We start from the raw sequence: 24,817 nt of genomic DNA, 5'->3' as shown, positions 1-24,817 counted from the left end.
GCTTACTTTGAGTTCTGCGCTCGCATCTCGTTGTAGGCTTTTGTAAAACCGGTGGCAGAAAAGTTGATACCAACCTTTTTACCTGCTCTGGACATCATCACAAATCGCCCTTGATCTTTTGCAGCTTTCATTGCCTTAATGAAGGTCTCTTCAGTTTTGCCTTCAATCACACAGCCTTGCGCCATACAGCGATTGACCCGTGCGACCGCCTGAAAATCACCAATGTTCACGCCAACGCCCGGAGCCAAAAGAAAGTCGAGCGGCAATACATATTGCACCATGTCGCTCTTTTCTTTCTGGCTGTAGGTGAGTGTCATCAGCAGAATATTCTGGCCGCTTTCCTTATGGACCACACGCTGCTTGATCTGACAACTCATGCCGTTTACGGCAGGGTCATAGCACTCCAGCAACCAATCTCCGTGTTGCTGCGTGGTAACCTTAGGGCTGCTGGCAACAGCCGCGTCGCCTTTGGGGGCTGATTGAGCAAAGCCCGGCGTAGCACCAAGAAAAGCAACAGCTCCCAGAGCAAGAGCTGCAATTGTACAAAGGGGAAAACCAAAAATCTTCATTTGAATATCTTGCTTGCAACTATAACGATAGGACTGAGTTATCTATCACACCAATCTAGTTTTGTTGCAATATTGGAGATTTGCGGGAGACCTCTTGTAAAGAGCCCCGTGTTTTCTCAAGGATTTGAAATTATGAAATCTGGAAAAATCAATTACATCGAGTTGCCCGCAGCTGATCTGGAAGCGGTAAAGGCGTTTTACAGCAATGCACTTGGTTGGACTTTCGAGGACTACGGCCCAGAATACGCCGCTTTCAATGACGGTGAGTTTGATGGCGGTTTCTTCAAGGCAGACCTCTCATCTTCCACTGCAAGCGGTGCGGCGCTAATTGTGCTTTATGCGGAAAATCTGGAAGCATTGCAGGACACATTGGTGAAAAACGGCGCAAAAATCTGTCGTGAGATCTTTACCTTCCCAGGTGGGCGTCGTTTCCATTTTCTTGACCCTAACAACAACGAACTAGCTGTCTGGTCAGACAAATAACAGGCGAATGCGGCGCTTACCTGCAATATTAGTTGGGGTGATTTGAGGGATTCACCCTGCTCTATGAATAGGCGTAGCTTCCAAGCGAAATTCAGTTCTTCAGGAGATTCGCGTGCGGTTCGCCAAAGCATCAGATGCCGGTCAGTTCAGCCCACTCAGTTCTAAAGGGGCTTCCCTCGGAGTTCTCATTGCATCTGCAATGCTCCTTGTCGGCTGTCAATCCAGTGTTTTTGGCCCCGATCCGTCGAACCCTCCCTCTGATGCATATGTTGTTTCTATCGAAACCAAGCCATCTGGCGCGCAATGCATTTTGGATGGGTATGCTGAAAACCTACACGTAAAAAGCCCCGGACAGCTCGTCATTCCAGAGGAATACAAGGACGCACAACTCGTGTGCACAAAAGAAGGCCACGAGGAAGTCCGCGATGACTGGTACCCCGGCGCAGACGTAGAAATGCCAGCTGTTTCCTGGGTCAGGACACTTCCAAAGAAACAGTAGTTTCTATCTCTTGAACCTTCTTAGCAGCGCTTATGCGCTGGCCTCAGCTGAGATCGTATTTGACGATGCGATCTTCTCTGCCTTCTGCACCCTTGCACCAATAATCACCAGTACAAGCGCTATTCCGCCAAAAGCACAAAACGCAAAGGATAGGGGTAGCAAGGTCTGATCATAGAAACGGCCAACAATCACTGAGAGGATGAGCGCAATAAACGTGGTGGACGCGCCAACCAATGTGGCTGCCAGACCAGCGATATGTCCGAGTGGCTCCATGGACATGGCGTTCAGGTTTCCGTTCAACATCGGCTGACAGAAGAACGCCAATGAGAGATAGGTCATGAACAGCCACAGATCAGGCGTGGTATCAATGAGGAGTAGATACAGCCCAAAGCTAAGGCTGGTGACGATCTGAATGGTCAAAGCAGCACGGCACATGTTCTGCAAGCCAATGCGCCTGACAATGCGGCCATTGACGATGGATGCCATGCCAAACACCACGGCAATGCCGGAAAAGTAGAGCGGGAATGTTTCATGGACGTTGAAAATGTCTGCAAACATCGGCTGAGCCGTGCTGAGATATGTCATCATCGTACCAAAAACAAAACCAGAAGCCGCTGTGTAATACAAAGTTGCCTTATGGCTTACGACTTCTTCAAGACCTTCCCAAAGCACTCTGGGCGTGATGACCCGGCGATTTTCCGGTTTCAACGTTTCTGGCTGACGCATTGCCAGCCAGATGCAGCCAACAGACGCCATAACCAACATGATGACAAAGATTGCCCGCCAGCCAGCAGCAAATAGGATGCCCTGACCAATCAACGGCGCTAATGTGGGTACAATAATAAACACTGCTGTTACAAACGATAGGATGCGCGCCATTTCCGCGCCGACATATTTGTCGCGAACAATCGCCATAACAACCGTCCGGTGAGCACTGGCTCCGACACCTTGAAGCAAACGCCCGAATATCATCATTGGCAACGATGTCGCTGTGGCTGCAAGCACAGCACCAATCGCGAAAACAACAGATCCCGCATAAACCGCAGGCTTTCTACCAAAGCGATCAGAGACAGGACCAAAAATAAACTGCCCCAAGCTTAATCCAAGAAACAACGCAGAAATGATGAGCTGGACGTTGTTGGAATTTCCGACATTCAAATCTTTGCCGATGACTGAAAACGCTGGCAGCACGGCGTCAATCGAAAGCGCAGTCAAGCTGGTCAACGTAGCCATGAGGGCAACAAATTCAACCGTTCCCAGGCTAGCACCTGCGGTTTTCGGAGAGTCCGACATCTGGATATTCCTGTTTCAATCCTGGCATAACTGCGGGTTTATTTTTAAAACCCAACACCATGGATCTACCGCGATTGCGGCAAAGTCTGTGGGAGCAACAGCTTTCACCTATCAGGCAACAAACGTGAAATCAAGAAATGAGATGAATTGTAATCAATGACGTTCCTTGAGGGGTTAGCACTGAGAATGTATTTAGCGCGGTTCCTTTTGCCAGAACTTCGCATCAATTTAGGTCCTCTTATGCGCATTAAGAAGACACTAGGATTCTTGATGTTATTACTCTCCCATATTTGGGGGTATTATGATTTCGATTGACCGTTTTAGAGGCGCACTCCTCACAACAATTCTTGCTAGTTTGGTTTCCATTCTTCTGGCAGTCATTGTTTTTCGCATGATTGGGGAGCAGCCAGAAAGTAACTCTTACGCCTTGCTTGCGGAGGCTTTTTTGCAAGGCCGCTTTGAGGCTTCGCGCTGCTTTGACCTGGACTGTGCGCTTTTCGAAGACAAGATCTTTGTCATATTCCCCCCCGTACCAGCCTTGATCGCTCTGCCATTTGTAGCGCTGTTTGGTGTAGAGTTTCATCACTTTATTGCTCTGGGACTGATTTGCTTTTTCATTACCGGCTTGGTGTGGTGGCAAATTACGCGCAACTACCAGACGGACTACCGACTGGCTCTATTGCTTGTCGCAGCTTTTCTTTTTGCAACACCGCTGCAATACACCGTGCTCCGTGCTGATGGTGTCTGGTTCTTTGCACAAGCCGTCGCTGCGATGTTGACGTCACTGGTACTCTGGTCAGCGCTCATCAAGAGAAATGCTTGGCTTGTGGGATTGTTTATCGGTCTCGCATTCCTCACCCGGCAGATGAGCATTCTTTACATGCCGTTCTTTTTTGTTCTGATGACGCCACCGGACAGGTCCATCTTTGCAATCAATGCTGAGAGTATTGGGCGCCTGCTCAAACTCGCAGTCTTTCCTGCAATCGCAATAGGCATCTACTTTGCTTACAATTACGCCCGCTTCGGCGATCCTATGCAAACTGGGTATGCGTACATCTTCCCGCCAGAATGGGATGCTCTGGGTGATCCATCTGCGTCATGGATTGAGGATCGTGTTCAAGAGCTGGGCTTGTTCCATCGGGATTATCTGCTCTTCAACCTGATCCACTTCTTCGTGCAAGGGCCGGATGTAGAGTTTTCAGGCAAATACCTGACGCAGATGAGCGGCTTTGGCGACAAGGGTATAGCGCTCTTCATCGGCGCTCCGTTCTTGCTTTACTTCTTCCTCGCCAAATGGAACCGGGAATACCTTTTTGCAGGGCTGACAATCGCTCTCATCGCCGGAGTGACACTCTTCTACCATTCCAACGGCTTTTCTCAGTATTCCGTGCAGCGCTACGTGCTGGACTGGCTCCCGCTCATGATGCTCTTCGTTGTGCGCACCGTGCGACAAGACAACATGGGGATCTTCGCTATGCTTGTGGCGCAAGCTTTGTTTCTCAACGTCGCCATGCAAGCGCTTGCTTTTGCGGCAAACGGTTGAGTTCCGCTCTATCGGGTTTGGCGGAAAGTGATCACCTTGTGGCCAAGATAGTTCGTCACCGCTCCAACAGCGATGGCGACACCATGTGCAAGTGCCTGTGCGATAAAGAGTGGCAGGGTAGTCATGAGCATTGCGTTTAAGCCAACAGACAGCCCAAGCACGATAAGAGCTGAGCAGAGATTCACTCCAAGAAAGATGAGTACCTGTCGTTTGATGCTTTCGGGTTTCTGCGCCCCTACAAACACAAAATGCTTATAGAGCGTGTATCCAACACTCATTCCAATGAAATAGGCCAGCAACACCGCCAGCCAAAACGGCATGAATACAGACAGAGCAATCCGCAGAAGCCAGTTTACAAAGGCAGCAAAGCCACCAGCAAACAGAAATCTGACAATCTGCCTGAATTCAGGACTGGTGTCATAAGAAGACTTGAGCGCGGCAAGGCGAGCAGCAACCATCAGATCAAATAGCCTCCGAACCATGCGAACACAAACAGGATGGCCAGCATACCGCCAAGCACGAGGCTCTGCTTATCCTTCAATGCGAAGACCACGGGGTCATCGTTCAGTTCCAGTCTCTGGCATTTCAGCCAGACGCGACCAAGCCAAAGAAACAGAATGGGTGGCATGCCCCACAAAAGCACAGATGCGGAATAAAAGTTGGAGTTGAACGCTTCATTGGTCAGGTAAAGCACCATAACCAGCGTTGCTGCCAATCCACTTGCCGAGCCGAGGGCAAGGAGCACCGGCAAATCTCTGTTTCGATACCCGCGCCCAGACATCTCCCCATTTGTGCCAGCCTCCACATGGCGACCAAGCTCCGTATGGCGCTTTGCCAAAGACAGCGAGAGGAACAAATACATAGAGAAGACAAAGAGCCAGGGGGAGGGCGGCACATCAACCAGCGTTACACCCACCCCAAGACGCATTGTGAACAGCACGGCCAAAACAGCGGTGTCAAGCAATGGCACGCGCTTCAGATAAAAGGAATAAGCAACCGTTGTTACCAAGTATGCGAAGAGCCCCAATACGACGAAGGGTCCTAACGTCGCCACGATGGCAAAACTCAGAGCAAACCCCAAAGGGATAGCCAACATAGCATGGGCGATCTTCAGCTTGCCCGATGCCAACGGCCTTGCCTTCTTGCTCCAATGCTGGCGATCTGCTTCAAGATCCCAAAGGTCGTTCAACAAATAAGTGGAGCTTGCAAGAATGCCGAGAGCCACAAAGCCCAGCACCGCACTTGCCCATGCTTCAGGGTTCAAAGCCTGACCACCCAGAATAAGAGGCACAAAGAGCAGCGTGTTCTTTGCCCACTGGTGGAGGCGTAAACTCTTCAGGAGCGGACGAAAAAAACCATCAGGTCTTGCAAAGGTCTTTTCCACCTCCCCACATCGCATCGCTTTTTGAGATAAACTGTCGGAAGGGTGGACGATTAAGGAGCGGACAGCGCTCTTAAAGACAGGCAGATCGGAAATACTATCACCAGCATACGCAAAACCATCCGGAAACCTTTGTTCCAGATAGCTCGCTTTGTTGCCTGATTTCAGATTGATCTTGCCGTTGCTGGCGTGAACTTCATTAACAAAACCGAGCCGACTGGCAACTGCGATGGCTAAAACTTCATCAGCAGCTGTCGCCATATGAACGTCACGTCCTTTACCAGCTTCTGCACGAGCATAGGCAACAACATCTTCGTTCAATGGCAAATTATCGATTTTCAAATCTACACGGATAGCCAGTTGCTGTTTTACATAGGCGCGCCCGCGAACAAGCCAATAAAAAACTACGAATAGGTTCAAAGGGTTTAGTTTGAGGAACAGAATGAGAGCTTCAAAAAAGCAATCCGTCCGTATCAGCGTGTGATCAAGATCTAATATAAGCGGGAGTTGTAATTCAGGTTCCCCCGACCTCTGAAGTCTCTGAATATCTTCCATATGCCCCACCCGAAGACTCTGCCCTGCAAAGAGTATGGGTTATGAATACCTAACTAATTACTCTCAAATTTGGTTAATAGTGACTCCGAATGATTCAGATGTTTTTCCTTGGAAATTTTATTGGACGCAAAACTACTTAAAAAGCTTACAAAGCCTAGGATTGTGCAAGGTTCCTAGCCAAACGATCTAGCTACATTTCCCCCAGGATATGATGCAGCGGGCATTTCTTGCGAAGAATACAATTGAATAAGAGAGAAACTACGTTAGAGTGCGTACCGGGATATGCGTATCTGCCAGCAGCGAGGGGAACTGAGCATAAAGCCACTCGTGGGGAGCTGCTAAATGGCGAAATAATTTCTATTTTGCGTTGCTCTCAGGAAAATATGCAATTTTTTGGGTTTGCCCTTCAATTGAGGTGAACTCTAGATCCTATTGAGAAATGTATTCAAGTCGGCGTTGTTGGGGAACAGGCGACCGATGTAGTGAGGAGATTCCTAGATGAAATTCAGCAAAAGCGCTCTTTTGGCGAGCGTAGTCGGCACCGCATTGCTATCTACCTCTGCATTTGCTGCGGGTGTTCATCCAGAAACAGGCGAGAAACTCGCTGACGACCAGACTTTCACATACCGTATTCTCGACGAGCACTCTTCTTTTGACCCACAGGTCAACGAAGACGTATCCGGCTCCGAGATCTCACGTAACTTGTTTGAAGGTCTTTACAGCCAGGACAACCTTGGCAACCTGGTACCAGGTGTTGCTCTGAGCCACACTGTTTCTGACGACAACCTGACTTACACATTCAAGCTTCGCGACAATGCGAAGTGGTCTGATGGCAAGCCTGTAACAGCAGGTGACTTCGTATATGCATGGCGCCGTTTGGCTAGCCCGGAACTCGCATCTCCATACCAGTGGTATGCTGAGTTGATGTCCGTTGAGAATGCAGACGCGATCGTTAAAGGCGACATGAAGCCTGAAGAACTCGGCATCAAAGCCATCAACGATCATACTCTGGAAGTAAAGCTGACGAAGCCACTGCCTTACTTCGCAGCTATGACTACGCACTCCAGTACTTTCCCAACTCCAGCTTGGGCGATCGAGGCACACGGTGCAGCGTGGACAAAGCCAGAGAACATCGTCTCTAACGGCGCTTATAAGCTGGTGAAGCACGTTCCGCAGGAAACTGCTATTATGGAGCGTAATACCAACTACTGGGACAACGAGAGCACAATCATCGACAAGGTTGAAACCCTTGTAATCAACGATGAAAACATTGCTCTGACTCGTTACCTTGCTGGCGAAACCGACCGCACAGAAGTACCAGCAGGTCAGTTTCCACGCTTGAAGAAAGAGCATCCAGATCAGGCCATCGTATTCCCACGCCTTTGCTCTTATTACTACACTTTCAACCTGTCTGACTCTGGTCCAGAAGAGTTCAAAGATGTTCGCGTTCGTAAAGCGCTGGCATATGCACTCGATCGCCGCGTCATCACCGATGCTGTTCTTCAAGGCGGCCAGTTCCAAGCTTACACCTTCACTCCTGCTGTAACCGCTGGCTTCGAAGTTCCGAAAGTAGACTTTGCTGGTTGGTCCCAGCAAGAGCGCGATGCAAAAGCGAAAGAATTGCTTGAAGCTGCTGGGTTCACCAAAGACAACCCGCTTGAGTTTGACCTCGTTTACAACACTTCTGAAGCCCACAAGAAAGTCGCTATTGCGATGACCCAGATGTGGAAGCAGAAGCTTGGCGTTAAAGTTAACTTGAACAATATGGAATGGAAGACGTTCCTGAACGAGCGCGGCAACCAGAACTTTGAACTTGCTCGTGGCGCTTGGTGTGGTGACTACAACGAAGCATCCACCTTCCTTGACCTGATGGATTCAGAATCCGGTTATAATGATGGCAAGTTCAACAATACTGAAGTTGATGAGCTGCTGTCTGATGCAAAAGTATCTGCAAACCCTCAGCCAAACTACACACGTATTGAAGAGATCATGTCTGCAGAAATGCCAGTCATTCCGATCTATCATTACACAGGCGTTTACATGATGAACGCACAGTTGAAAAACTGGCCAATCAAAAACGCTGAGCAGAACTGGTACGCGAAAAACCTCTACAAGGTTGCGAAGTAATCCAGCAATCAAGAGCACCGGTGTCCCAGACGCCGGTGTTTTTGCATCTTTTTGTTGCTGAATCACCCGTTCTTCATACGAGACACTAATAACAATGCTCAGCTACATCCTACGAAGAGTGGCTATCGCAATTCCTACATTGCTGCTGCTCATAATAATCTCATTCTTGCTCATGCATGCGGCACCCGGTGGCCCATTCACATCCGAGCGTCCGCTCCCTCCTGCGGTTCTTGCCAACATTGAGGCCAAGTATGGCCTGAATAATCCAATATATGTTCAAATCGTCAACTATATTGGTGGAATCATTACAGAATTCGACTTCGGCCCGTCCTTTAAGTACAAGGACCGAAGCGTAAATGACATCATCGCACACGGTTTTCCAGTCACACTGACCTACGGCTTCCTGTCGTTTGCAGTCGCAGTCATTGTTGGAGGCGCGCTAGGTATCGCAGCAGCGCTCAAACAGAACAGCTGGCTTGATTACTTTGCCGTTGGTGTTTCTATCGGTGCGCAGGTGCTGCCTAACTTTGTTATGGCACCAATCCTTGTTCTGGTGTTCACTTTGTGGCTGGGCTGGTTGCCTGGTGGCGGCTGGAACGACGGGCAGTGGAACCACCTGATCTTGCCGGTGATCGCACTTTCTACCAGCTACATGGCATCCGTTGCGCGTTTGACGCGATCCTCCATGCTGGAAGTGTTGCATACCAACTTTATCCGCACAGCCATGGCTAAAGGCCTGCCGTATAGAGTTATCATCTTCAAGCACGCGCTTAAGCCTGCTTTGCTGCCAGTCATGTCTTATCTCGGCCCTGCATTCGTCTCCATGATCACAGGTTCCGTTATCATTGACATGTACTTCTCGACCGGTGGTATCGGCCAGTTCTATGTGAACTCAGCACTCAACCGAGATTACGCTGTGATGATGGGCATCACGATCCTCATCGGTGGTCTCACCATTCTCTTCAATCTCATTGTCGACATCCTGTACGCATGGGTCGACCCGAAGATTAGATACTGAGGGCTGAGCACATGATGGTAGATGTTCAAAAAATGGAGCAGTTGGCAGACAATCTGGCTGCTCAAGAAGAAGTCGTAGGGCGTTCTCTGTTCGCAGATGCCCGTCGCCGCTTTTTCAAAAACAAGGCTGCAGTAGTCAGCCTGATCCTTTTGTGCGGTGTATTCCTGTTCTCAACCCTCGGTCACATGATCGCAGTTTGGTCCAACGAAGAGATCGATTGGGGTATTCTGGGTCAGATCGCAGAGCTCGGCGCACCAAACCTCGAGAACGGTCACTATTTTGGGGCCGATGAACTTGGTCGGGATCTGTTCGCTCGTGTCATTCAGGGAACTCAGATCTCGCTAATGGTCGGCATCGTCGGCGCCTTGATCGCTGTTATCGTTGGCACATTGTACGGCGCGATCGCTGGTTATTCTGGCGGTAAAGTCGACAACGTGATGATGCGTATCGTCGATATTTTGCAGTCCATTCCTTACATGTTTGTTCTGATCCTGCTGCTGGTGGTGTTCGGGCGTTCAATCTTCATGCTCTTCGTGGGTATCGGTTTGATCTCCTGGCTCGATATGTCTCGTATCGCACGTGGACAGACGCTGACGCTGAAGAACAAAGAGTTTGTTGAGGCTGCAATCGCGACTGGCGTAAAGCCGATTACGATCATCCTTCGTCACATCGTGCCGAACCTTCTGGGTGTTGTGGTCGTGTACTCAACCCTTCTGGTCCCGCAGATGATCCTGACCGAGAGCTTTATTTCATTCCTTGGTCTGGGTGTTCAGGAGCCTAACACCAGCTGGGGTGCGTTGATTGCTGAAGGCGCTGGAACAATGCAGTATGGCACGTTGTGGCAGCTGGCATTCCCAATGTTCTTCTTCATCATCACTCTGTTCAGCTTTTTCTTTATCGGCGACGGTCTGCGCGATGCGCTTGACCCTAAAGACCGGTAGGAGGTGAAATCGTGGCACTCTTGGATATCCAAAATCTACGGATCACCTACAACACTCCGGACGGAGTGGTAGAAGCCGTAAGAAACGTAAACCTGCAAATCGACAAGGGTGAGACCCTCGCGATCGTGGGTGAATCCGGCTCTGGTAAAAGCCAGACGGCCTTCGCAACTATGGGGCTCCTGCCTCATAATGCGCAGGTTTCCGGATCGATTAAGTATCAGGGTCAGGAGATCATCGGACTTTCTCATGAGGGAATGAACAAGCTTCGCTCCAATGAGATCGCGATGATCTTTCAGGACCCGATGACCTCCCTGAACCCGTATTTGCGCATCTCGGACCAGATGGCTGAGACGCTCATTTACAACTCGCCAGACGGCAAGCGCATGAAGAAGAAAGATGCGATTGCTGAATGTGTGCGGATGCTCGAAGCGGTGAAGATCCCGAATGCAAAAAACCGCATTCATCTTTACCCACATGAGTTCTCCGGCGGCATGCGTCAGCGTGTGATGATCGCAATGTCTTTGCTGTGTCGTCCAAAACTGCTGATCGCAGATGAGCCAACAACCGCACTGGATGTGACCGTTCAGGCACGTATCATGGATCTGCTGGTGGAACTTCAGGAAGAGTTTCACATGGCGATTGTTCTCATCACCCATAACCTCGGCATCGTGGCTGGCTCCTGTGAGCGCACCATGGTGATGTACAAAGGTGAAGTGATGGAGCAGGGCTCTACTGTCGATATCTTCGGCAAGCCGAGCCATCCATACACGCAAGGTCTGCTGAGCGCTGTTCCACGTCTGGATCAGGACGAAGAACGTCTGGTTACGCTGGATCGCAGCTTTGAAACCCAAATGGCGGAGGGCTGATTTTGAGCACGAAAGAGCCAATCTTATCCGTTCGCGACATGCGGGTGGAATTCAAGATCAAAAAGCAAAATGCTTTGCCTTGGCATCAGCCGGAAATTCTGCGGGCGGTCAAAGGTGTATCCTTTGATCTGGCAGAAGGGGAAACCCTCGGCATCGTTGGTGAATCCGGCTGTGGTAAGTCCACCCTTGCCCGTGCGATCATTCGCATGATCCCATCTCAGGGCGGCGAAGTGTTCTGGCAGGGCCGCGACCTGATGAAGATGAACGAGAAAGACCTTCTGGGGATCCGTAAGGAAATCCAGATGATCTTTCAGGATCCTCTCGCATCGCTTAACCCGCGCCTGACCGCTGGTCAGATCATCGCGGAACCGCTGAAAACGCATCATCCGAGCACATCTAAGGATGAAGTAAAGAAGCAAGTGCGTGAACTCATGGAAAAAGTTGGTCTGTCCGCGCGGATGATCAACCGCTATCCGCACGAGTTCTCTGGCGGACAGTGTCAGCGTATCGGTATTGCGCGTGCGCTGATCACCAATCCTAAGCTGATCATCTGCGACGAACCTGTTTCCGCGCTTGACGTATCTGTTCAGGCACAGGTGGTGAACTTGCTGATGGACCTGCAGAAAGAGCTTGGTCTGTCTCTGCTGTTCATTGCGCACGATCTGAGCGTGGTGAAGCACATCAGTAACCGCATCATGGTTCTTGAGTTTGGTGACATCGCTGAGATCGGCGAAGCCCATGACGTGATCCACAATCCGCAGAGCCCTTACACCAAAGAGCTGATCAATGCGGTGCCGATCCCTGATCCTATTGCGGAACGCAAGCGCATCGCGGAACGGCGTGCGTTGGAGGCAAAAGCCTAAAAGAATTTGTATCCTGGATACAACAGACGGCGGGGCAAATGCTCCGCCGTTTTTTTATGTTTTGCATTTGAAGACCGACGCTGCCACATTGCCGCTCCAACCAGTTATATCTGCCCTTCAAGGCCATCATTATGCGCGAAACTCATAAAGGCTCCTGCCTGTGCGGGACCGTTCAATTTCAGATTCAGGCCACCTTTAAGAAGTTCTATTTCTGCCACTGCAGCTATTGCCGCAAAGGAACCGGCTCCGTTCACGGCTCCAATCTCTTTTCCTTTGATGCAGATTTCGCCTGTACCAGTGGAGAGGATTCCATAAAGTCCTACAATGTGCCGTCCACCCAGCACCGCAGAAGCTTTTGCGAAGAATGCGGCTCTCCAGTGCCCACACATGATCGCGAAAACAACTTCCTCGTTGTGCCTGCCGGGTCACTGGACACACCTGTCGATACCCAGCCGACCGCGCACATCTTCATGGCCAGCAAGGCAAATTGGGATGATCATCTGGAAGACGTCACGAAGTTTGATAAGTTCCCTGAGTAGTCCTAGGCTTTGTCTGTAACCTGTTCACTCGGCGAGCCCTTCTGCTTCCAGTCCATCCAGAACTTAAGCCCCATACCGACCAGAAGCCCCCAGAATGCTGCCCCAATGCCAAAGAAGGACAGACCGGACGCAGTGATCAGGAAGGTCAGAATGGCAGGCTCACGACTTGGCGCGTCTTTCAGCATGCTCTGAACCGAGACGGTGAGTGTTCCAATCAACGCCAGTCCGGCAACACCGCCAATCAAAATGCGCGGTGCCAGTTCAACCACACCGACAAACCCGGCAGAGAAGATGCCGAAGATGATATAGACAACTCCCGCAATCACTGCGGCCCAATACCGCTTTGCAGGGTCTTTGTGAGCATCCTCATTGGCACATATGGCAGCAGTGATGGCAGCAAGGCTGATCCCGTGCCCGCCAAATGGTGCACTGAGGACGGAACCAACACCTGTCCAGCTGAAAAGCGGCCCGGGAACGGGCTGATACCCAAAGGAACGAAGGATCGAGACACCCGGAATATTCTGGGACGCCATTGTGACGATATAGATCGGTATGCCAATCCCAATCAAAGCAGAGAGTGAGAACTCCGGTATGACAAACACGGGAGCTTGCACCAGCTTCAGCGAGGTAAGGCTTGAGGTATCTGCATGGAAATAAAGCACAACAAGGAAGGCCAACAAAGCAGCTGGAACGGCCAGTAACTTGTTAATCTGCCCCGCAACAAACCATGCCAGCACAACAGGCAAAGCGAGGGCAGGGATCTCGGCCACCGCTTCAAAGGGTACAAGACACAGTGGCAGGATGACGCCTGCCAGCATGGCTTGGGCCAGAGTAACCGGGATCAGGCCAACAATGCGGCCCAGAGGCTTCCAAAGCCCAGTTATGACCACAAGCAACCCAGCAAACACAAAGGCACCGACAGCGGCTGCAAATCCGCCCTCTGGAAGACCGGAGGTCGCCAACAACGCGGCACTGGGTGTGGACCAGGCGACGGAAATGGGCACACGCTTCCACAAGCTGAAGCCGATACCGCAAATCCCCATGGCGATGGCAAGTGCCATAAGGCCAGAGGTTGCTTGTTCTGCACTTGCGCCAACCCCGCTCAATCCATGCAACACAATGGCAAATGAACTGGCGAACCCAACAAAAGCAGAAAGAATACCAGCGCTGGTCGCACTAGCTGAAAGGGAGGAAGACATTAGGGCCCTGCAACAAGCTGTTGGCGTGAACCTCTCAAATTTGGGGAACAGAGAAGCCGCGCGAGGCGTGAGGAGATCTACTGGTAATGCTAACAGCCATGGTGCTGTGAGCAAGCCTTCAACCAGCACATTTATTTGAATTTTGCTCAACAAACACGTGTAGGGCATCATCCCATTGAAAATACTATAATTTATCAGGACCCAATTATCGGGAGAGGTTTTTCAATATTTACGTCCGAAGGCAGCCTGATAGGCTTTTCCAATCTTTGGCGGTATTGCGGATTGGCCTCATGTTCTCACTTGATGATCGGCGCAGAATTCTTGTGACAGGAGGTTCAGGCTTTCTGGGCTCCTATCTCAGTGAGACCCTTTTGGAGGCAGGGCATGAAGTGCTGTGCCTCGATAACTTCTTCACCGGCACCCGCATGAATGTGGAACATTTGCTGGATCACAAACGGTTTGAGCTGTTACGACACGATGTGTGCCAGCCGCTGTTTGTTGAGGTGGATGAAATCTACAATCTCGCCTGTCCGGCTTCTCCCGTTCACTATCAGTTTGACCCTGTGCAGACCACCAAGACCAGCGTGCTCGGTGCCATCAACATGCTGGGGCTGGCAAAGCGGGTTAAAGCCAAGATCCTGCAGGCCTCCACCTCTGAAATCTACGGTGATCCGAAGGTTCACCCGCAGCCGGAGGAGTATTGGGGCAACGTCAACCCCATTGGCGTACGCTCTTGTTATGATGAGGGAAAACGCTGCGCAGAGACGCTGTTTTACGACTACTACCGCCAGAACAACATCAACATCAGGGTCATGCGGATTTTCAACACCTATGGCCCGCGCATGCACCCCAATGATGGGCGTGTAGTTTCCAACTTCATCATGCAAGCGCTGACGAACAAGCCGATCACTCTGTATGGCGATGGCATGCAAACGCGGTCTTTTTGTTACCGGGATGATTTGGTGGACGGGATGATCAAACTGATGAATGCGCCGGACCACATTTCCATGCCGGTCAACATCGGCAACCCCAAGGAATTCACCATCAAGCAACTCGCAGAGCTTGTGCTGGAGCTAACCGGGTCCAAGTCCCGGATCATCAGGGAGCCTCTACCTCAGGATGATCCGCTCCAGCGCAAACCTGACATCACCCGCGCCCGGGATTATCTGGGCTGGCGCCCAACCACAGAGTTGCGCGAGGGTCTGGTCAAAACAATCCAATACTTTGAACAGCTTATGTCCAAGCAAGGAGAGACAGAGGCGAAGAAGCTTATGCCTGCGGAGTAGGGTAGCTCTTTAAAGCAGTTCGCATTTAAGTTGAAACACCTGAACTGCTTTAGTCTTTGTTTTTGCGTATCTTTATCCGAAAACCGGTTTCCACTTTTCGGAGATACGCTGTAGCAAATGCAGTTTTCTACCACCCCATCGGGTGATGGTCGCTGAAGAAACCGCCGTTTGGTCCAGCTTCTGGCAGTGTAGCGAGCCATATTCCGGTTTCGGCACCTTGCTCTGGTGTTCGTGGTGCAGTTTCACCGCCCATTCGGGTTGCGACCCATCCTGGGCACATGGAGTTGATCTTCACGCAAGACGGCAGTTCGCGAGAAAGCGCAAGGGTTAGGGCATTGAGCGCTGCTTTGGCCACGCCATAAGCGCCGGGGCCAGCTAGCCCTTCAGTGAAAGACCCCCAGTTGGAGCTCATGTTCACAATGCGCCCGTATTGCCTGTCAATCATAGCTGGAGCTGCACGTCGGATCAGGTGATACGGACCATGCACCATCACTTGCATGCTCTGCTCAAACTGTGCAGGGTTTTCCAGCATCGGCTCTTCATAGAGAACACCTGCGTTGTTCACCAGAACATCAATAATCCCAATATCATCAAAGGCCTGTTCGATGGAGCGCAAGTCCGCGACATCCAGATGCACATGCCCGCAGTCAAGCTGCTTGGCAGCTTCCGCGCCTGCTTCTGCATTGCGCGAGCCGATAATGACGTCAAGGCCTTCTTTTTTCAGTCCTTTTGCGATGGCATACCCAATGCCTCTGTTACCACCGGTAATCAACGCACGTCTGGCCATCTGGCACCTCTGTTCAGTTCACACCAACATTCACTTGCAATTAAATAAGTAATTCATTTTTATATTATCATCAAGGCTCGCCAATGAGAAAGTGATCCGGGTCTCTTCCCTCATCCAAGTCGTAGGCAAAGCGGAAGGGCTCTGGGTTAAAGTACTCGCGATAATACTGAATTTTACCATGAGGCACGTGGAACAAGCCGCCATAAATCTGGTTGTATTCCCGTCCTGTGGTCAGAATCTCGACCTCCCCCGTAAACTCCGCAAAGACCCATTCAGGCGATATCATCGGGTAGAATTTCAGGTTGGAGGTGAAATCCGCTTCTCCGGCATTTTCCGGCCATGCGCTGTAGTGCTTGATCAGGTTCGCCTTGCCTTCCACCACATCCGGAAAGCCATCAGGCGAGTAGGGCATATCTTGCACTGCCTTTTCCGACCAGACATCGGCAAGCGCCTCCATATCCTTATTTTCCAAAGCCTTGAGGAACTTAACGACAGCAGCTTGCGCCTTGCGTCGTTTCAGGAAAGCAGGTGGATGGGCCTTGGCTCTGCTCTTGGCTGTCTCCAGTATATCACCATTGCCATTCTCACTCTTCAGCACAAAACTATGCTTGAAGATACGCCAGTGATTGCTGCGCTTATGCAGGCGGAACTGATAGAGGCCCTCGACCTCCCAAACCTTGTCACCAACATACAACTGCCCCGCAACCGAGCACGAGGCGTTGGCAATGCCTTCCTCGATGCGGATATTGAAATCATTGAGAGAATGACGCATCAGGTCGAACCCCGGCAGCAGCTCTGCCCAGTCCATCAACTGTTGTTCCCGTGTCTTCTTATGCGCTGTGCCACCAAGCAGCGAGCTGTAATCCATCTCCACGTGGTCGCTATAAAGCAGGCCAAGGCTCTCATAATCCCCCCGATCAAAACAGTTCACAACGCCTTCCAGCACGGTGATTATGGCGGCGGTGTCTTTTGCTGTTTCAAGGTCGGACGGGTCGCTCATCAAAGATCCTGCTTATAGCGTGGAAAGGAAGTGTTCAGCGACAGCTTCCAAAGCCCGGTCAATGGGTTGGGTCTTGTCATAAAAGTCAAACTGGCGGACATCCTCAAACCACAACGTGGTCGCCCGGTCACCCATACGCCGCGCATACTCCTTCGCACCTTTGGGGATCGCGGCAGCCTCACTGTGTACAATCAGGGTTGGTTGATTTTGCTTGTCCGCCGTGTGCACACCATCAAACGTTAGCCACGCTTCCCACGAAGCCAGATTGAACTTGTTGTCAAACTCCGGGATCAAACCGCGGTCTTCCTCGGTGTAATACTCCACGTCAAACATCAGTGCGGTGTCATCAACTTTACTCGCGGCTACAATGTAGCGCGGCTCTTCATGGGTCAGCGCATCGCGACCCACCTTCATCAAGCTGCTGACGCCTTCCACACCGCCGTAAACCTCTGAGATAATTTCCGAATTATGAAGCCAGGGAGCGACAAGTGCCAGTGAGTGGACGTGCCGGTTTCCACCTGTTGCAGCGCTCATGTACCCTGCTGAGGCACAAATCCCCAATCCGCAAATCCTGTCCGGATCCACATCCGGGCATCGTCCCATGAAATCAATAGCGGCGCGGATATCATCGGTTTTGCGGGTAGGGTCTTCCAAGTACTTGGTTTTGCCATCATGCGCAGAAAGGCCCCAGCCACGAAAATCAAAAGCCAGCGCTACAAAGCCGCGCATGGCAAGCTCAGAGGCATAGAGGCCTGCCATCTGCTCTTTTACTGAAGTCCACGCTCCGGTGACCACAACTCCAGGAAGCTTGCCGTGGGGAGGTCTTTTCTTCGGGAGGTAGAGATCTCCATGCAAGACTTCACCGTGACACTCAAACTCCACGGGCCGTACTTCAACCTTGTCCAGATTATTACCCAGCTTCTTCCTCTCAGGCATTGGCTGATCCTTGGTTCTTTGCGCAACTGTTGAAGACTAGGATCAACCAAAGACCAGAACAGGCCTTTAACAGGCAACATGGGCTTGTCTGCATCGTAAAAACGTAGCTGCACGAACACTGCAAAATCGCTTAAACTCCTAGCAGACCAAAGCCGGACGTTGGGTCATTCGCGCAATCCATTGATTGTAGTTTAGAATTATCTAAATTATATATTGCTTTCTTAGCCGGCTACTCCCATATAAGCCGTGTTGCATAAACGAGGCCTGAGATGAACGAGAAAGTCGCGCACTGGAATGCGGTTTATGATGCCCGCGAAGAAGAATACCTGACCTGGTTTGAAACCCAGCCAACACTGTCTTATCAACTCGTGACCCAGCATCTCAATCTAGGCCAAACCTTCATTGATGTGGGTGGGGGCGCCTCCAAGCTGATAAGCATTTTACATGCTGCTGGATACGGCCCGCTTGCTGTACTCGACATCTCATCTGTCGTATTGGAAGCAGGCAAAGAGCGTCTCGGCGGTGTTGCTGATGATGTAGAGTGGATCAACGCAGACATCACCAAATGGACACCGGACAAGACCTACCAGGTCTGGCATGACCGGGCTGTCTTCCACTTCCTCACGGAGGTTGAAGACCAAAAAGCCTATGTAAACGTGTTAGTTAAGGCTGTTCCCGTTGGTGGCACTGCAATCATCTCCAGCTTTGCTGAGGATGGTCCAGAGAAATGCTCCGGTCTTCCTGTGCAGCGGTACTCTTCGCGCACTCTTGCCGCGAAACTTCAGGCGCTTGCGCCGGGTGTCTTTGCGTTGACGGATGCACAAACGCATACTCACATTACGCCAAAGAAAAACCAGCAGAATTTCCAGACAAGCGTGTTCAAGCGCGTTGCGTAATATGTAAAAGACCGACTTGAGAACCCTGTAAGCCCCTATTAGAACGGCGGAATTCAGCAAGCGATCTATATTTATCAGAAATCATAGATGGCGATTTACCATCATCTTGGCAAAATGTTGTCCCATCATGTGTTTCTAATCAGACTGCTTGCAGAGTTGAGTGTGTAGCAGGCGACGATTTGGGAAAGAGGCGAATTATGAGTGATACAGACAGGTCCCACTCCGAATATTCAGAGGACTTCCTTGTACCTGCTTCCAAATCATCCATTCTCGAAGCCGCTATAACCTGCTTTGAGAAGTTTGGTTACTTTGAGACCACTTACGCTGATATTGCCGCTAACGCTGGCCTGAAGGTTAAGGACGTAACACAGGTCTTTCCTACAAAAGATCAGGTACTTGCTGAATACATCACCACCTATGAAGATGCCCTGCGCATTCAGTTGGATGACCATGACAAGGCCGAGGAAACGCAGCTGCAGCAGATCTACTTCATCTGCAAAACAGCGCTGATTTTCCTGCGGACCCACAGGGTGATCACCGCGATCTGGTTTGAGTTCTATCGCCACAACGTGGCCAAGGTGGTTCTGCGCCGCTTCTTCGGGCAGATCAAAGCCCGGCTTTCCGATCTGGTCAAGGAAGGCATAGAGCAGGGTAACATCAAAGAGAAAGACGAGCACGACGTGGTGGAAGCTATAATCGCTCTCGTCGAAGGGACTTTGATCATTTCCCGTCTTGAAGAATCGACAGACTTCGAACAGCGCTTCGACAATTCATGGGCGATCATGGAAGAGGGTCTGCGGGCATAACTCAGCCCCGGCCTTCACCCCAATCATCAACAATCCCCGCTGGTCCACTCAGGGAATTACCCGCATTGAAGTCCTTGTGAATAGACGTCATAAGGGATATTCCGAAGTGGGCTAGACGACCGGTCTATTTTTAATTAAAACACACCTTATGAAGATGAAGAAAAGCGAAGCCACAAGACTACACATCTTGGAAACCGGGCGTAAGTTGATAGCAGAGCAGGGTTTTTCCAGCATGGGCCTGAGCGTACTGTTAAAAACCGCCGGCGTTCCTAAAGGCTCATTCTATCATTACTTCGAGTCCAAAGAGCACTTTGGTTGCGTACTCGTCCAACAATACCTAGATGAATATATGAGAAGTTTGGATGCCCTGCTTGCGACAGAGGCTCTGAGCATGCGTGAAAAGCTGTTCCAGTACTGGCACCTTTGGGAGAACTATCAGCACTCCGAGGATGCATCAAAGCACTGTCTGATCGTAAAGCTGAGCGCGGAAATAGCAGACATTTCTGAAGATATGAGAGAGCTGTTGGCCCAGATGACCACCAGAGTAGAGAAACGTTTAGGCGACATCATAGAAGCCGGCATCAAAGACGGTTCTATGGCACCCAAGTTAGAAGCCAGAATGGCCGCTCAGGTGCTCTACCAGATGTGGCTCGGCGCCAGCCTCATCGGAAAAGTTACACGAGATAAGAAACCACTCCAGAAAGCACTGGAGGTCACAGAAATAATGCTGCCTGCTGCATAACGCCATCAACCCGTATGAACCCTAGTCCATCAGACGCCAGTCCAAAATCTAAGGTGAAGATATGAAAGTCTTCTATGACACTGACACTACAGCAGAAAACGGACGCTCCGCCAAACCGACGTTGAGCGACGAAGCTGCTAAAATTCGAGTGACCCCTCCAGGAGTTGAAGGCCCTGGCATTACACCGGAAGAACTCTTCGCAGTGGGTTATGCTTCTTGCTTTGAGCATTCGCTAAAAATGGTTTCCGGACACAAGGAATACCCGTTGAACTCCATTGAGGTGCGTGCAGAAGGCAATGTTATCGAGAAAGCAGAGGGTGGATATGTGCTGGACATTGACCTGCATCTGGAATTCTCCGGTTTGACCCGTGAGCAAGCCGATGACGTGATCCAGACAGCACACACGCTTTGCCCGTACTCCAACGCGATTTGTGGCAATGTTGACCTGCGCGTTTACACCAAGCTGAATTCATAAAATCTAATAATAACAAAGCATTACTGACATTAATTGAGGAACCTGAAATGCCGCAGAATACCGAAGTGAACCGCCAGATTGTGCTGGCGGAACGCCCTGTCGGGGCTCCAACATCCAAAAACTTCCGTCTTGAGGAAGCCGCTATCCCGACACCGGGTGAAGGCGAGATGCTGCTGCGTACGGTTTATCTGTCTCTGGACCCGTATATGCGCGGTCGTATGAGCGATGCCAAATCCTATGCAGACCCGGTTGAAATTGGCGATGCTATGGTCGGCGGAACTGTTTCTGTCGTGGTGAAATCCAACCTGAAGAACTTCAGCGAAGGCGACTGGGTGGTGAGCCTGGGTGGTTGGCAAGACTACTCAATTTCCAATGGCGAGATGGTTTTCAACCTTGGCAAAGAGCCAGCAATGCCATCCTGGGCACTGGGTATTATGGGCATGCCGGGCTTTACGGCTTACGCTGGCCTGTTGGAAATTGGCGAGCCGAAACCGGGTGAAACCATTGCTGTTGCAGCAGCTTCCGGCCCAGTTGGCGCAACCGTTGGCCAGATCGGCAAGATCAAAGGCTGCCGCGTTGTTGGCATCGCGGGCGGCGCGGAAAAGTGCAAGCACGCCGTTGATAACCTTGGTTTTGACGTCTGTCTTGACCGCAACTCTCCAACCTTCGCGCAGGACCTGAAAGCCGCTTGTCCGGACGGAATTGACGTTTATTTTGAGAACGTTGGCGGTGCTGTGTTTGATGCGGTTTTGCCGCTTCTCAACGCAAATGCCCGTATTCCGCTGTGTGGATTGATCTCTCAATACAACGCAACAAGCCTGCCGGATGGTCCGGATCGTATGGGCCTGTTGATGGGCACTTTGCTGGTGAAGAAAATCCGCATGCAGGGCTTCATCATCTTTGACAGTTTCCCAAATCTTTACCCTAAATTCGCAGCGGATATGCAGCAGTGGATTGCAGAGGGTAAAGTGAAGTACCGCGAGCAAATGGTAGACGGTTTGGAAAATGCGCCGGAAGCTTTCATGGGCCTCCTGGAAGGTAAGAACTTCGGCAAACTCGTCGTAAAAATCGGCGACTGATCTCTAAACGAGAAGAACAAAAACAACACGAACACCAGTGCCACGGCACTGGTGGCTACTCCCCCTATGCCTGCTGAAAGGTAGATCACAATGAACGTGCTTATGGTCCTCACATCCCACGACGAGCTGGGCAACACAGGCGAAAAGACCGGCTTCTGGCTGGAAGAGTTCGCGGCCCCTTACTACGTCTTCAAAGACGCTGGCGCGACAATCACTCTGGCCTCTCCTGCTGGCGGCCAGCCTCCGCTGGACCCGAAAAGCGACCTGCCGGACTTCCAGACTGCCGCAACAGACCGCTTTAAGGCCGATACAGCCGCAAATGATGCTTTGGCCAACACCGTGAAACTAGACGGTGTTTCTGCTGATGCATTTGATGCTGTCTTTTACCCGGGTGGCCATGGTCCGCTGTGGGATCTGGTAGACAACACAGCCTCTATCTCTCTGATCGAGCAGCTGTATTCCGCTGGCAAACCTGTCGGTGTTGTCTGTCATGCCTCTGCCGCACTGGTCAACGCCAAGGCTGCAGATGGCTCTGCGCTGGTCAACGGCAAGAAGGTCACCGGCTTCTCCAACACAGAAGAAGACGCTGTGCAGCTGACCGATGTTGTGCCGTTGCTGGTGGAAGATGCCTTGCAGGAAAAAGGCGCAATCTATGAGAAGGGCGCTGACTGGGGCTCTTTCATTCTGGAAGATGGCAACCTGATTTCCGGCCAGAACCCGGCTTCCTCTGAAGCTGCAGCAAAAGCAATTCTGGCGCGTTTGGGCTAACACCAGACACACCTCGTTTTTAAAACCGGTGCGGAGTTATGCTCTGTGCCGGTTTTTTATTGTCCGCTCCATGACGGGCATAAGTCCCGCCAGTTCAGTTTGCGTTCCTTTGTGCGTTCGTTTGCGTTCTTTACGTTTTGCGTGCGTTGCAAGGTAAATTAAGCCGCTCTTACGCAGCCTGCCTGGCACCCAGCAGAGCTTTGACCACCGCCTCCATCTTTTCCGAATAATCCTTCGCATTTGCAGAGGTAACAAAGACCCCTTTGGCAGCCAGCACGAGGACCATGGTCGTCTTTGCAGGAGAAGGCGAGAGCTGTCTGTTTTCGATGAATTTTTCTAAGCTGTTTTCAAAACGGTCGATGGGTGTTTCTGCTCTGGATGCGACCAGCTGCAAACCGCCCTCCAATATGTCAGCACCATGAGGCGACTGGCAGACCATCGATACATGATCACCACCCCACCGCTCGAACGCCTCCAGAATAGAGTCCAGCGCAGCATCGGGAGGTGCGTTGTCCAACACGGCGAGAGCTGTGTCATTCACCTCGGACATAAACTCCAGCAATGCCCAGTCACGCACATGATCTTTCGTCTTGAAGCGATTGTACAGCGTCTGCCGTGTGACCCCGACAGCCTCTGCCAGATCACTCATGGTTGTTTTTTGAAGGCCGTAGTGGCTGAGCAGCTCGACCACGGGCTTGTAGTTGATCATCGATGCCATTTGACTCTTTTTACATTTTTTATATAACTTGTCAAAATTGAATGAGCAGATTCTTTAGTCGGCCCGTCGGTTGAAGGAAAAGGAGAGTACCCATGAAACGCTATCGTATCGGCTATGTTGCCTTGCCAGGGTTCAACGAATCCGAACTTGGCGAGATACAGGGGGTCATTGGGACCAATCCGCTCAATCGGAGTACCATCGTCTCTGCTACCAAAAGGCCTGTCACCGGACAGCACGGCTTGACACTTTTGCCGGATGCCACGTTTCACGATTGTCCTGCGCTAGATGTGCTGGTTATTCCAGACTTGCCGCAATCAACGCAGGATGATCCAGCCCTTCATGCATTTCTGACAGAACAATGTGCGCTGGTATCCTACGTTCTGGCGGCCAGCGGCGGCGTCATAGCCCTTGCCAAAACGGATATATTGCACGGTAAAGCCGCAACAGCTGACGATGCAGGCACCAAACGTTTGACGGACTACGGCGTACGACCTGTGTTTGAGCGTAAGGCCGTGGTGGATGGCAAGTTTTACACCGCAGGTCACTCCACAGGCATGATTGAAGCGGCCTTCATGGTGCTGGAAAAACTGAGCGGCACATGGTTCGCCAAGTTTGCAGAGCTGACAATGGAATACGATCCACATCCTCAGTTCAGTAACCATGCGGCCAAAGCACCAGTGGACTTATCTGCTTACAAAGCCCCATCCATAGCTATAGCCCTACCTTCCGGTTGTTATCTGCCAGACTATATGGGCGCGGTGGAAGTGTTGAGTGCATTCCCCAACTCAACACTTCATGTGGCCTCTCACGACACAACGCCAGTCCAATGCATTTTGGGGCCAAAGGTGGTGCCGTCAACGAACTTTGCTGAATGTCCTCAGGTTGATTTTCTGGTAATCGGCGCAACTCTGCCGCAACTTCTGAAAGACAAGGCATTGCTTGATTTTATCAGAAGTCAGGAGCCTGCAACGAAAGGCATGATCTCCGTTTGCGCAGGCACACTGGTGTATGCTGCAGCAGGCATTTTGCAAGGCAGAACAGCTACTTCAAATTATCAGCACACCCCGCTGCTGGATAAACTTGGCGCAAAATCCAGCGGCACCGAAGTTGCTATTGACGGCAAATTCTACAGCGCAGGCCCTGCAGTGGGCTCTTACGAAGTCGCGTTGACTGCCATCCGCGATACTTATGGCATAGACGTTGCTCACCACATTGAGCAAAACGTGCTGGAATATGCGCCTCACCCAGTTTTCGGTGTCGGCTCTCCAGAAAAAGCGAGTAAGCTCATGAGCTTCATCGGCAAATACCTCTTCGCCCCCTCCTTACCAATTTACCTGAGCGCTGGCCGCAAAGGGGCGAGATACGTCGCCGCACAAGCTTGAGCCGAAGCCTGTAACCAACAAAAACAATTGATCAGCTTCTGACGATCCCCCTCAAAGGAAGCAAGC

General features: G+C 51.1%; 26 protein-coding genes. 17 read left to right on the top strand and 9 right to left on the bottom strand.

Features of this window, described 5'->3' with window-relative positions:
• Positions 1-2: 2 nt before the first annotated feature.
• A complete protein-coding gene (locus PsAD26_RS09660) occupies positions 3-569 on the bottom strand; it encodes an invasion associated locus B family protein (RefSeq protein ID WP_063310214.1) in 567 nt (188 codons plus the stop codon).
• A 129-nt stretch (positions 570-698) separates the two neighbouring features.
• On the opposite strand from PsAD26_RS09660, the gene PsAD26_RS09655 reads away from it, so the two are divergent.
• Both PsAD26_RS09655 and PsAD26_RS09650 read left to right on the top strand, forming a co-directional pair.
• Entirely contained in the window at positions 699-1,052 is a 354-nt protein-coding gene (locus PsAD26_RS09655; protein ID WP_063310441.1) for a VOC family protein, read from the top strand.
• Positions 1,053-1,164: 112 nt separating this feature from the next.
• The gene (locus PsAD26_RS09650) at positions 1,165-1,551 is read left to right on the top strand and encodes a hypothetical protein (RefSeq protein ID WP_063310213.1); all 387 of its coding nucleotides are present in this window, start codon (positions 1,165-1,167) and stop codon (positions 1,549-1,551) included.
• 30 nt (positions 1,552-1,581) lie between these two features.
• On the opposite strand, the gene PsAD26_RS09645 is transcribed toward PsAD26_RS09650, so the two are convergent.
• Complete coding sequence (locus PsAD26_RS09645) at positions 1,582-2,844, bottom strand: multidrug effflux MFS transporter (RefSeq protein ID WP_063310212.1); 1,263 nt, start codon at positions 2,842-2,844, stop codon at positions 1,582-1,584.
• A 301-nt stretch (positions 2,845-3,145) separates the two neighbouring features.
• Between PsAD26_RS09645 and PsAD26_RS09640 the strand changes: the two genes are divergently transcribed.
• Positions 3,146-4,387 carry a glycosyltransferase family 39 protein gene (locus tag PsAD26_RS09640; protein ID WP_063310211.1) on the top strand — a complete coding sequence of 414 codons (1,242 nt, stop codon included), beginning with the start codon at positions 3,146-3,148 and terminating at the stop codon, positions 4,385-4,387.
• Between the two features lie 8 nt (positions 4,388-4,395).
• Here the strand turns inward: PsAD26_RS09640 and PsAD26_RS09635 are convergent, their stop codons facing one another.
• Positions 4,396-4,845 carry a GtrA family protein gene (locus PsAD26_RS09635; RefSeq protein ID WP_063310210.1) on the bottom strand — a complete coding sequence of 150 codons (450 nt, stop codon included), beginning with the start codon at positions 4,843-4,845 and terminating at the stop codon, positions 4,396-4,398.
• Positions 4,845-6,323 carry a UbiA family prenyltransferase gene (locus tag PsAD26_RS09630; protein ID WP_084403628.1) on the bottom strand — a complete coding sequence of 493 codons (1,479 nt, stop codon included), beginning with the start codon at positions 6,321-6,323 and terminating at the stop codon, positions 4,845-4,847. Before PsAD26_RS09630 ends, PsAD26_RS09635 begins: the two co-directional genes overlap by 1 nt.
• A 498-nt stretch (positions 6,324-6,821) precedes the next feature.
• Here PsAD26_RS09630 and PsAD26_RS09625 point away from each other — a divergent pair, with 498 nt between their 5' ends.
• The 6 genes from PsAD26_RS09625 (at position 6,822) to PsAD26_RS09600 (ending at position 12,677) form a co-directional block, all read left to right on the top strand.
• Positions 6,822-8,450, top strand: coding sequence for a peptide ABC transporter substrate-binding protein (locus PsAD26_RS09625; protein ID WP_063310209.1), 1,629 nt, complete (start codon positions 6,822-6,824; stop codon positions 8,448-8,450).
• Positions 8,451-8,544: 94 nt separating this feature from the next.
• Positions 8,545-9,468 (top strand): oligopeptide ABC transporter permease OppB, encoded by a 924-nt coding sequence (gene oppB / locus PsAD26_RS09620; RefSeq protein ID WP_057463860.1) that lies wholly within the window; start codon positions 8,545-8,547, stop codon positions 9,466-9,468.
• An 11-nt stretch (positions 9,469-9,479) separates the two neighbouring features.
• Positions 9,480-10,409 carry an ABC transporter permease subunit gene (locus PsAD26_RS09615; RefSeq protein ID WP_193757828.1) on the top strand — a complete coding sequence of 310 codons (930 nt, stop codon included), beginning with the start codon at positions 9,480-9,482 and terminating at the stop codon, positions 10,407-10,409.
• An 11-nt stretch (positions 10,410-10,420) separates the two neighbouring features.
• Complete coding sequence (locus PsAD26_RS09610; RefSeq protein WP_063293031.1) at positions 10,421-11,275, top strand: ATP-binding cassette domain-containing protein; 855 nt, start codon at positions 10,421-10,423, stop codon at positions 11,273-11,275.
• Positions 11,276-11,277: 2 nt separating this feature from the next.
• A complete protein-coding gene (locus PsAD26_RS09605) occupies positions 11,278-12,138 on the top strand; it encodes an ATP-binding cassette domain-containing protein (protein ID WP_063310208.1) in 861 nt (286 codons plus the stop codon).
• Between the two features lie 131 nt (positions 12,139-12,269).
• Positions 12,270-12,677, top strand: coding sequence for a GFA family protein (locus tag PsAD26_RS09600; protein ID WP_057463857.1), 408 nt, complete (start codon positions 12,270-12,272; stop codon positions 12,675-12,677).
• Between the two features lie 2 nt (positions 12,678-12,679).
• Here the strand turns inward: PsAD26_RS09600 and PsAD26_RS09595 are convergent, their stop codons facing one another.
• Positions 12,680-13,876, bottom strand: coding sequence for a benzoate/H(+) symporter BenE family transporter (locus PsAD26_RS09595; RefSeq protein ID WP_063293032.1), 1,197 nt, complete (start codon positions 13,874-13,876; stop codon positions 12,680-12,682).
• A gap of 290 nt (positions 13,877-14,166) precedes the next feature.
• On the opposite strand from PsAD26_RS09595, the gene PsAD26_RS09590 reads away from it, so the two are divergent.
• Positions 14,167-15,162 (top strand): UDP-glucuronic acid decarboxylase family protein, encoded by a 996-nt coding sequence (locus tag PsAD26_RS09590; protein WP_057462416.1) that lies wholly within the window; start codon positions 14,167-14,169, stop codon positions 15,160-15,162.
• Between the two features lie 127 nt (positions 15,163-15,289).
• On the opposite strand, the gene PsAD26_RS09585 is transcribed toward PsAD26_RS09590, so the two are convergent.
• The 3 genes from PsAD26_RS09585 to PsAD26_RS09575 form a co-directional block, all read right to left on the bottom strand.
• Positions 15,290-15,949: an SDR family NAD(P)-dependent oxidoreductase gene (locus tag PsAD26_RS09585; protein WP_057462417.1), complete on the bottom strand. Its 660-nt coding sequence runs from the start codon at positions 15,947-15,949 to the stop codon at positions 15,290-15,292.
• A gap of 70 nt (positions 15,950-16,019) precedes the next feature.
• The gene (locus tag PsAD26_RS09580; RefSeq protein WP_063310207.1) at positions 16,020-16,949 is read right to left on the bottom strand and encodes a nuclear transport factor 2 family protein; all 930 of its coding nucleotides are present in this window, start codon (positions 16,947-16,949) and stop codon (positions 16,020-16,022) included.
• 12 nt (positions 16,950-16,961) lie between these two features.
• Positions 16,962-17,885: an alpha/beta hydrolase gene (locus tag PsAD26_RS09575; protein WP_084403627.1), complete on the bottom strand. Its 924-nt coding sequence runs from the start codon at positions 17,883-17,885 to the stop codon at positions 16,962-16,964.
• A gap of 269 nt (positions 17,886-18,154) precedes the next feature.
• Between PsAD26_RS09575 and PsAD26_RS09570 the strand changes: the two genes are divergently transcribed.
• The 6 genes from PsAD26_RS09570 to PsAD26_RS09545 all read left to right on the top strand — a co-directional run bounded on the left by PsAD26_RS09570 (position 18,155) and on the right by PsAD26_RS09545 (position 22,651).
• Positions 18,155-18,781, top strand: a complete 627-nt coding sequence (locus PsAD26_RS09570) for a class I SAM-dependent methyltransferase (RefSeq protein WP_063310206.1) — start codon at positions 18,155-18,157, stop codon at positions 18,779-18,781.
• 197 nt (positions 18,782-18,978) lie between these two features.
• The gene (locus tag PsAD26_RS09565) at positions 18,979-19,587 is read left to right on the top strand and encodes a TetR/AcrR family transcriptional regulator (RefSeq protein WP_063310205.1); all 609 of its coding nucleotides are present in this window, start codon (positions 18,979-18,981) and stop codon (positions 19,585-19,587) included.
• Positions 19,588-19,735: 148 nt separating this feature from the next.
• Positions 19,736-20,329: a TetR/AcrR family transcriptional regulator gene (locus tag PsAD26_RS09560; RefSeq protein ID WP_057462421.1), complete on the top strand. Its 594-nt coding sequence runs from the start codon at positions 19,736-19,738 to the stop codon at positions 20,327-20,329.
• 61 nt (positions 20,330-20,390) lie between these two features.
• On the top strand, positions 20,391-20,804 hold the full coding sequence (locus PsAD26_RS09555; protein ID WP_082596691.1) for an Ohr family peroxiredoxin: 414 nt from the start codon (positions 20,391-20,393) through the stop codon (positions 20,802-20,804).
• A 47-nt stretch (positions 20,805-20,851) separates the two neighbouring features.
• Positions 20,852-21,883, top strand: coding sequence for an NADP-dependent oxidoreductase (locus tag PsAD26_RS09550; RefSeq protein ID WP_063293039.1), 1,032 nt, complete (start codon positions 20,852-20,854; stop codon positions 21,881-21,883).
• A 90-nt stretch (positions 21,884-21,973) separates the two neighbouring features.
• A complete protein-coding gene (locus tag PsAD26_RS09545) occupies positions 21,974-22,651 on the top strand; it encodes a type 1 glutamine amidotransferase domain-containing protein (RefSeq protein WP_063310204.1) in 678 nt (225 codons plus the stop codon).
• 169 nt (positions 22,652-22,820) lie between these two features.
• Here the strand turns inward: PsAD26_RS09545 and PsAD26_RS09540 are convergent, their stop codons facing one another.
• Positions 22,821-23,369: a TetR/AcrR family transcriptional regulator gene (locus tag PsAD26_RS09540; RefSeq protein WP_208985605.1), complete on the bottom strand. Its 549-nt coding sequence runs from the start codon at positions 23,367-23,369 to the stop codon at positions 22,821-22,823.
• Positions 23,370-23,461: 92 nt separating this feature from the next.
• On the opposite strand from PsAD26_RS09540, the gene PsAD26_RS09535 reads away from it, so the two are divergent.
• A complete protein-coding gene (locus PsAD26_RS09535; protein WP_063310202.1) occupies positions 23,462-24,751 on the top strand; it encodes a DJ-1/PfpI family protein in 1,290 nt (429 codons plus the stop codon).
• Positions 24,752-24,817: the final 66 nt, after the last annotated feature.

Source organism: Pseudovibrio sp. Ad26 (assembly GCF_001623285.1).
In the GTDB taxonomy this organism is placed as follows: Bacteria; Pseudomonadota; Alphaproteobacteria; order Rhizobiales; family Stappiaceae; genus Pseudovibrio; species Pseudovibrio ascidiaceicola.
Note: the sequence above shows the minus strand (reverse complement) of the source record. Positions and strands in the feature narration are given on the sequence as shown.

Excerpts from the sequence above, each read along its gene's own strand:
- PsAD26_RS09660 (WP_063310214.1), bottom strand. The coding sequence starts at position 569 with ATGAAGATTTTTGGTTTTCCCCTTTGTACAATTGCAGCTCTTGCTCTG.
- PsAD26_RS09645 (WP_063310212.1), bottom strand. The coding sequence starts at position 2,844 with ATGTCGGACTCTCCGAAAACCGCAGGTGCTAGCCTGGGAACGGTTGAA.
- PsAD26_RS09640 (WP_063310211.1), top strand. The coding sequence starts at position 3,146 with ATGATTTCGATTGACCGTTTTAGAGGCGCACTCCTCACAACAATTCTT.
- PsAD26_RS09635 (WP_063310210.1), bottom strand. The coding sequence starts at position 4,845 with ATGGTTGCTGCTCGCCTTGCCGCGCTCAAGTCTTCTTATGACACCAGT.
- PsAD26_RS09630 (WP_084403628.1), bottom strand. The coding sequence starts at position 6,323 with ATGGAAGATATTCAGAGACTTCAGAGGTCGGGGGAACCTGAATTACAA.
- PsAD26_RS09625 (WP_063310209.1), top strand. The coding sequence starts at position 6,822 with ATGAAATTCAGCAAAAGCGCTCTTTTGGCGAGCGTAGTCGGCACCGCA.
- oppB (WP_057463860.1), top strand. The coding sequence starts at position 8,545 with ATGCTCAGCTACATCCTACGAAGAGTGGCTATCGCAATTCCTACATTG.
- PsAD26_RS09615 (WP_193757828.1), top strand. The coding sequence starts at position 9,480 with ATGATGGTAGATGTTCAAAAAATGGAGCAGTTGGCAGACAATCTGGCT.
- PsAD26_RS09600 (WP_057463857.1), top strand. The coding sequence starts at position 12,270 with ATGCGCGAAACTCATAAAGGCTCCTGCCTGTGCGGGACCGTTCAATTT.
- PsAD26_RS09595 (WP_063293032.1), bottom strand. The coding sequence starts at position 13,876 with ATGTCTTCCTCCCTTTCAGCTAGTGCGACCAGCGCTGGTATTCTTTCT.
- PsAD26_RS09590 (WP_057462416.1), top strand. The coding sequence starts at position 14,167 with ATGTTCTCACTTGATGATCGGCGCAGAATTCTTGTGACAGGAGGTTCA.
- PsAD26_RS09585 (WP_057462417.1), bottom strand. The coding sequence starts at position 15,949 with ATGGCCAGACGTGCGTTGATTACCGGTGGTAACAGAGGCATTGGGTAT.
- PsAD26_RS09580 (WP_063310207.1), bottom strand. The coding sequence starts at position 16,949 with ATGAGCGACCCGTCCGACCTTGAAACAGCAAAAGACACCGCCGCCATA.
- PsAD26_RS09575 (WP_084403627.1), bottom strand. The coding sequence starts at position 17,885 with ATGCCTGAGAGGAAGAAGCTGGGTAATAATCTGGACAAGGTTGAAGTA.
- PsAD26_RS09570 (WP_063310206.1), top strand. The coding sequence starts at position 18,155 with ATGAACGAGAAAGTCGCGCACTGGAATGCGGTTTATGATGCCCGCGAA.
- PsAD26_RS09565 (WP_063310205.1), top strand. The coding sequence starts at position 18,979 with ATGAGTGATACAGACAGGTCCCACTCCGAATATTCAGAGGACTTCCTT.
- PsAD26_RS09560 (WP_057462421.1), top strand. The coding sequence starts at position 19,736 with ATGAAGATGAAGAAAAGCGAAGCCACAAGACTACACATCTTGGAAACC.
- PsAD26_RS09555 (WP_082596691.1), top strand. The coding sequence starts at position 20,391 with ATGAAAGTCTTCTATGACACTGACACTACAGCAGAAAACGGACGCTCC.
- PsAD26_RS09550 (WP_063293039.1), top strand. The coding sequence starts at position 20,852 with ATGCCGCAGAATACCGAAGTGAACCGCCAGATTGTGCTGGCGGAACGC.
- PsAD26_RS09545 (WP_063310204.1), top strand. The coding sequence starts at position 21,974 with ATGAACGTGCTTATGGTCCTCACATCCCACGACGAGCTGGGCAACACA.
- PsAD26_RS09540 (WP_208985605.1), bottom strand. The coding sequence starts at position 23,369 with ATGGCATCGATGATCAACTACAAGCCCGTGGTCGAGCTGCTCAGCCAC.
- PsAD26_RS09535 (WP_063310202.1), top strand. The coding sequence starts at position 23,462 with ATGAAACGCTATCGTATCGGCTATGTTGCCTTGCCAGGGTTCAACGAA.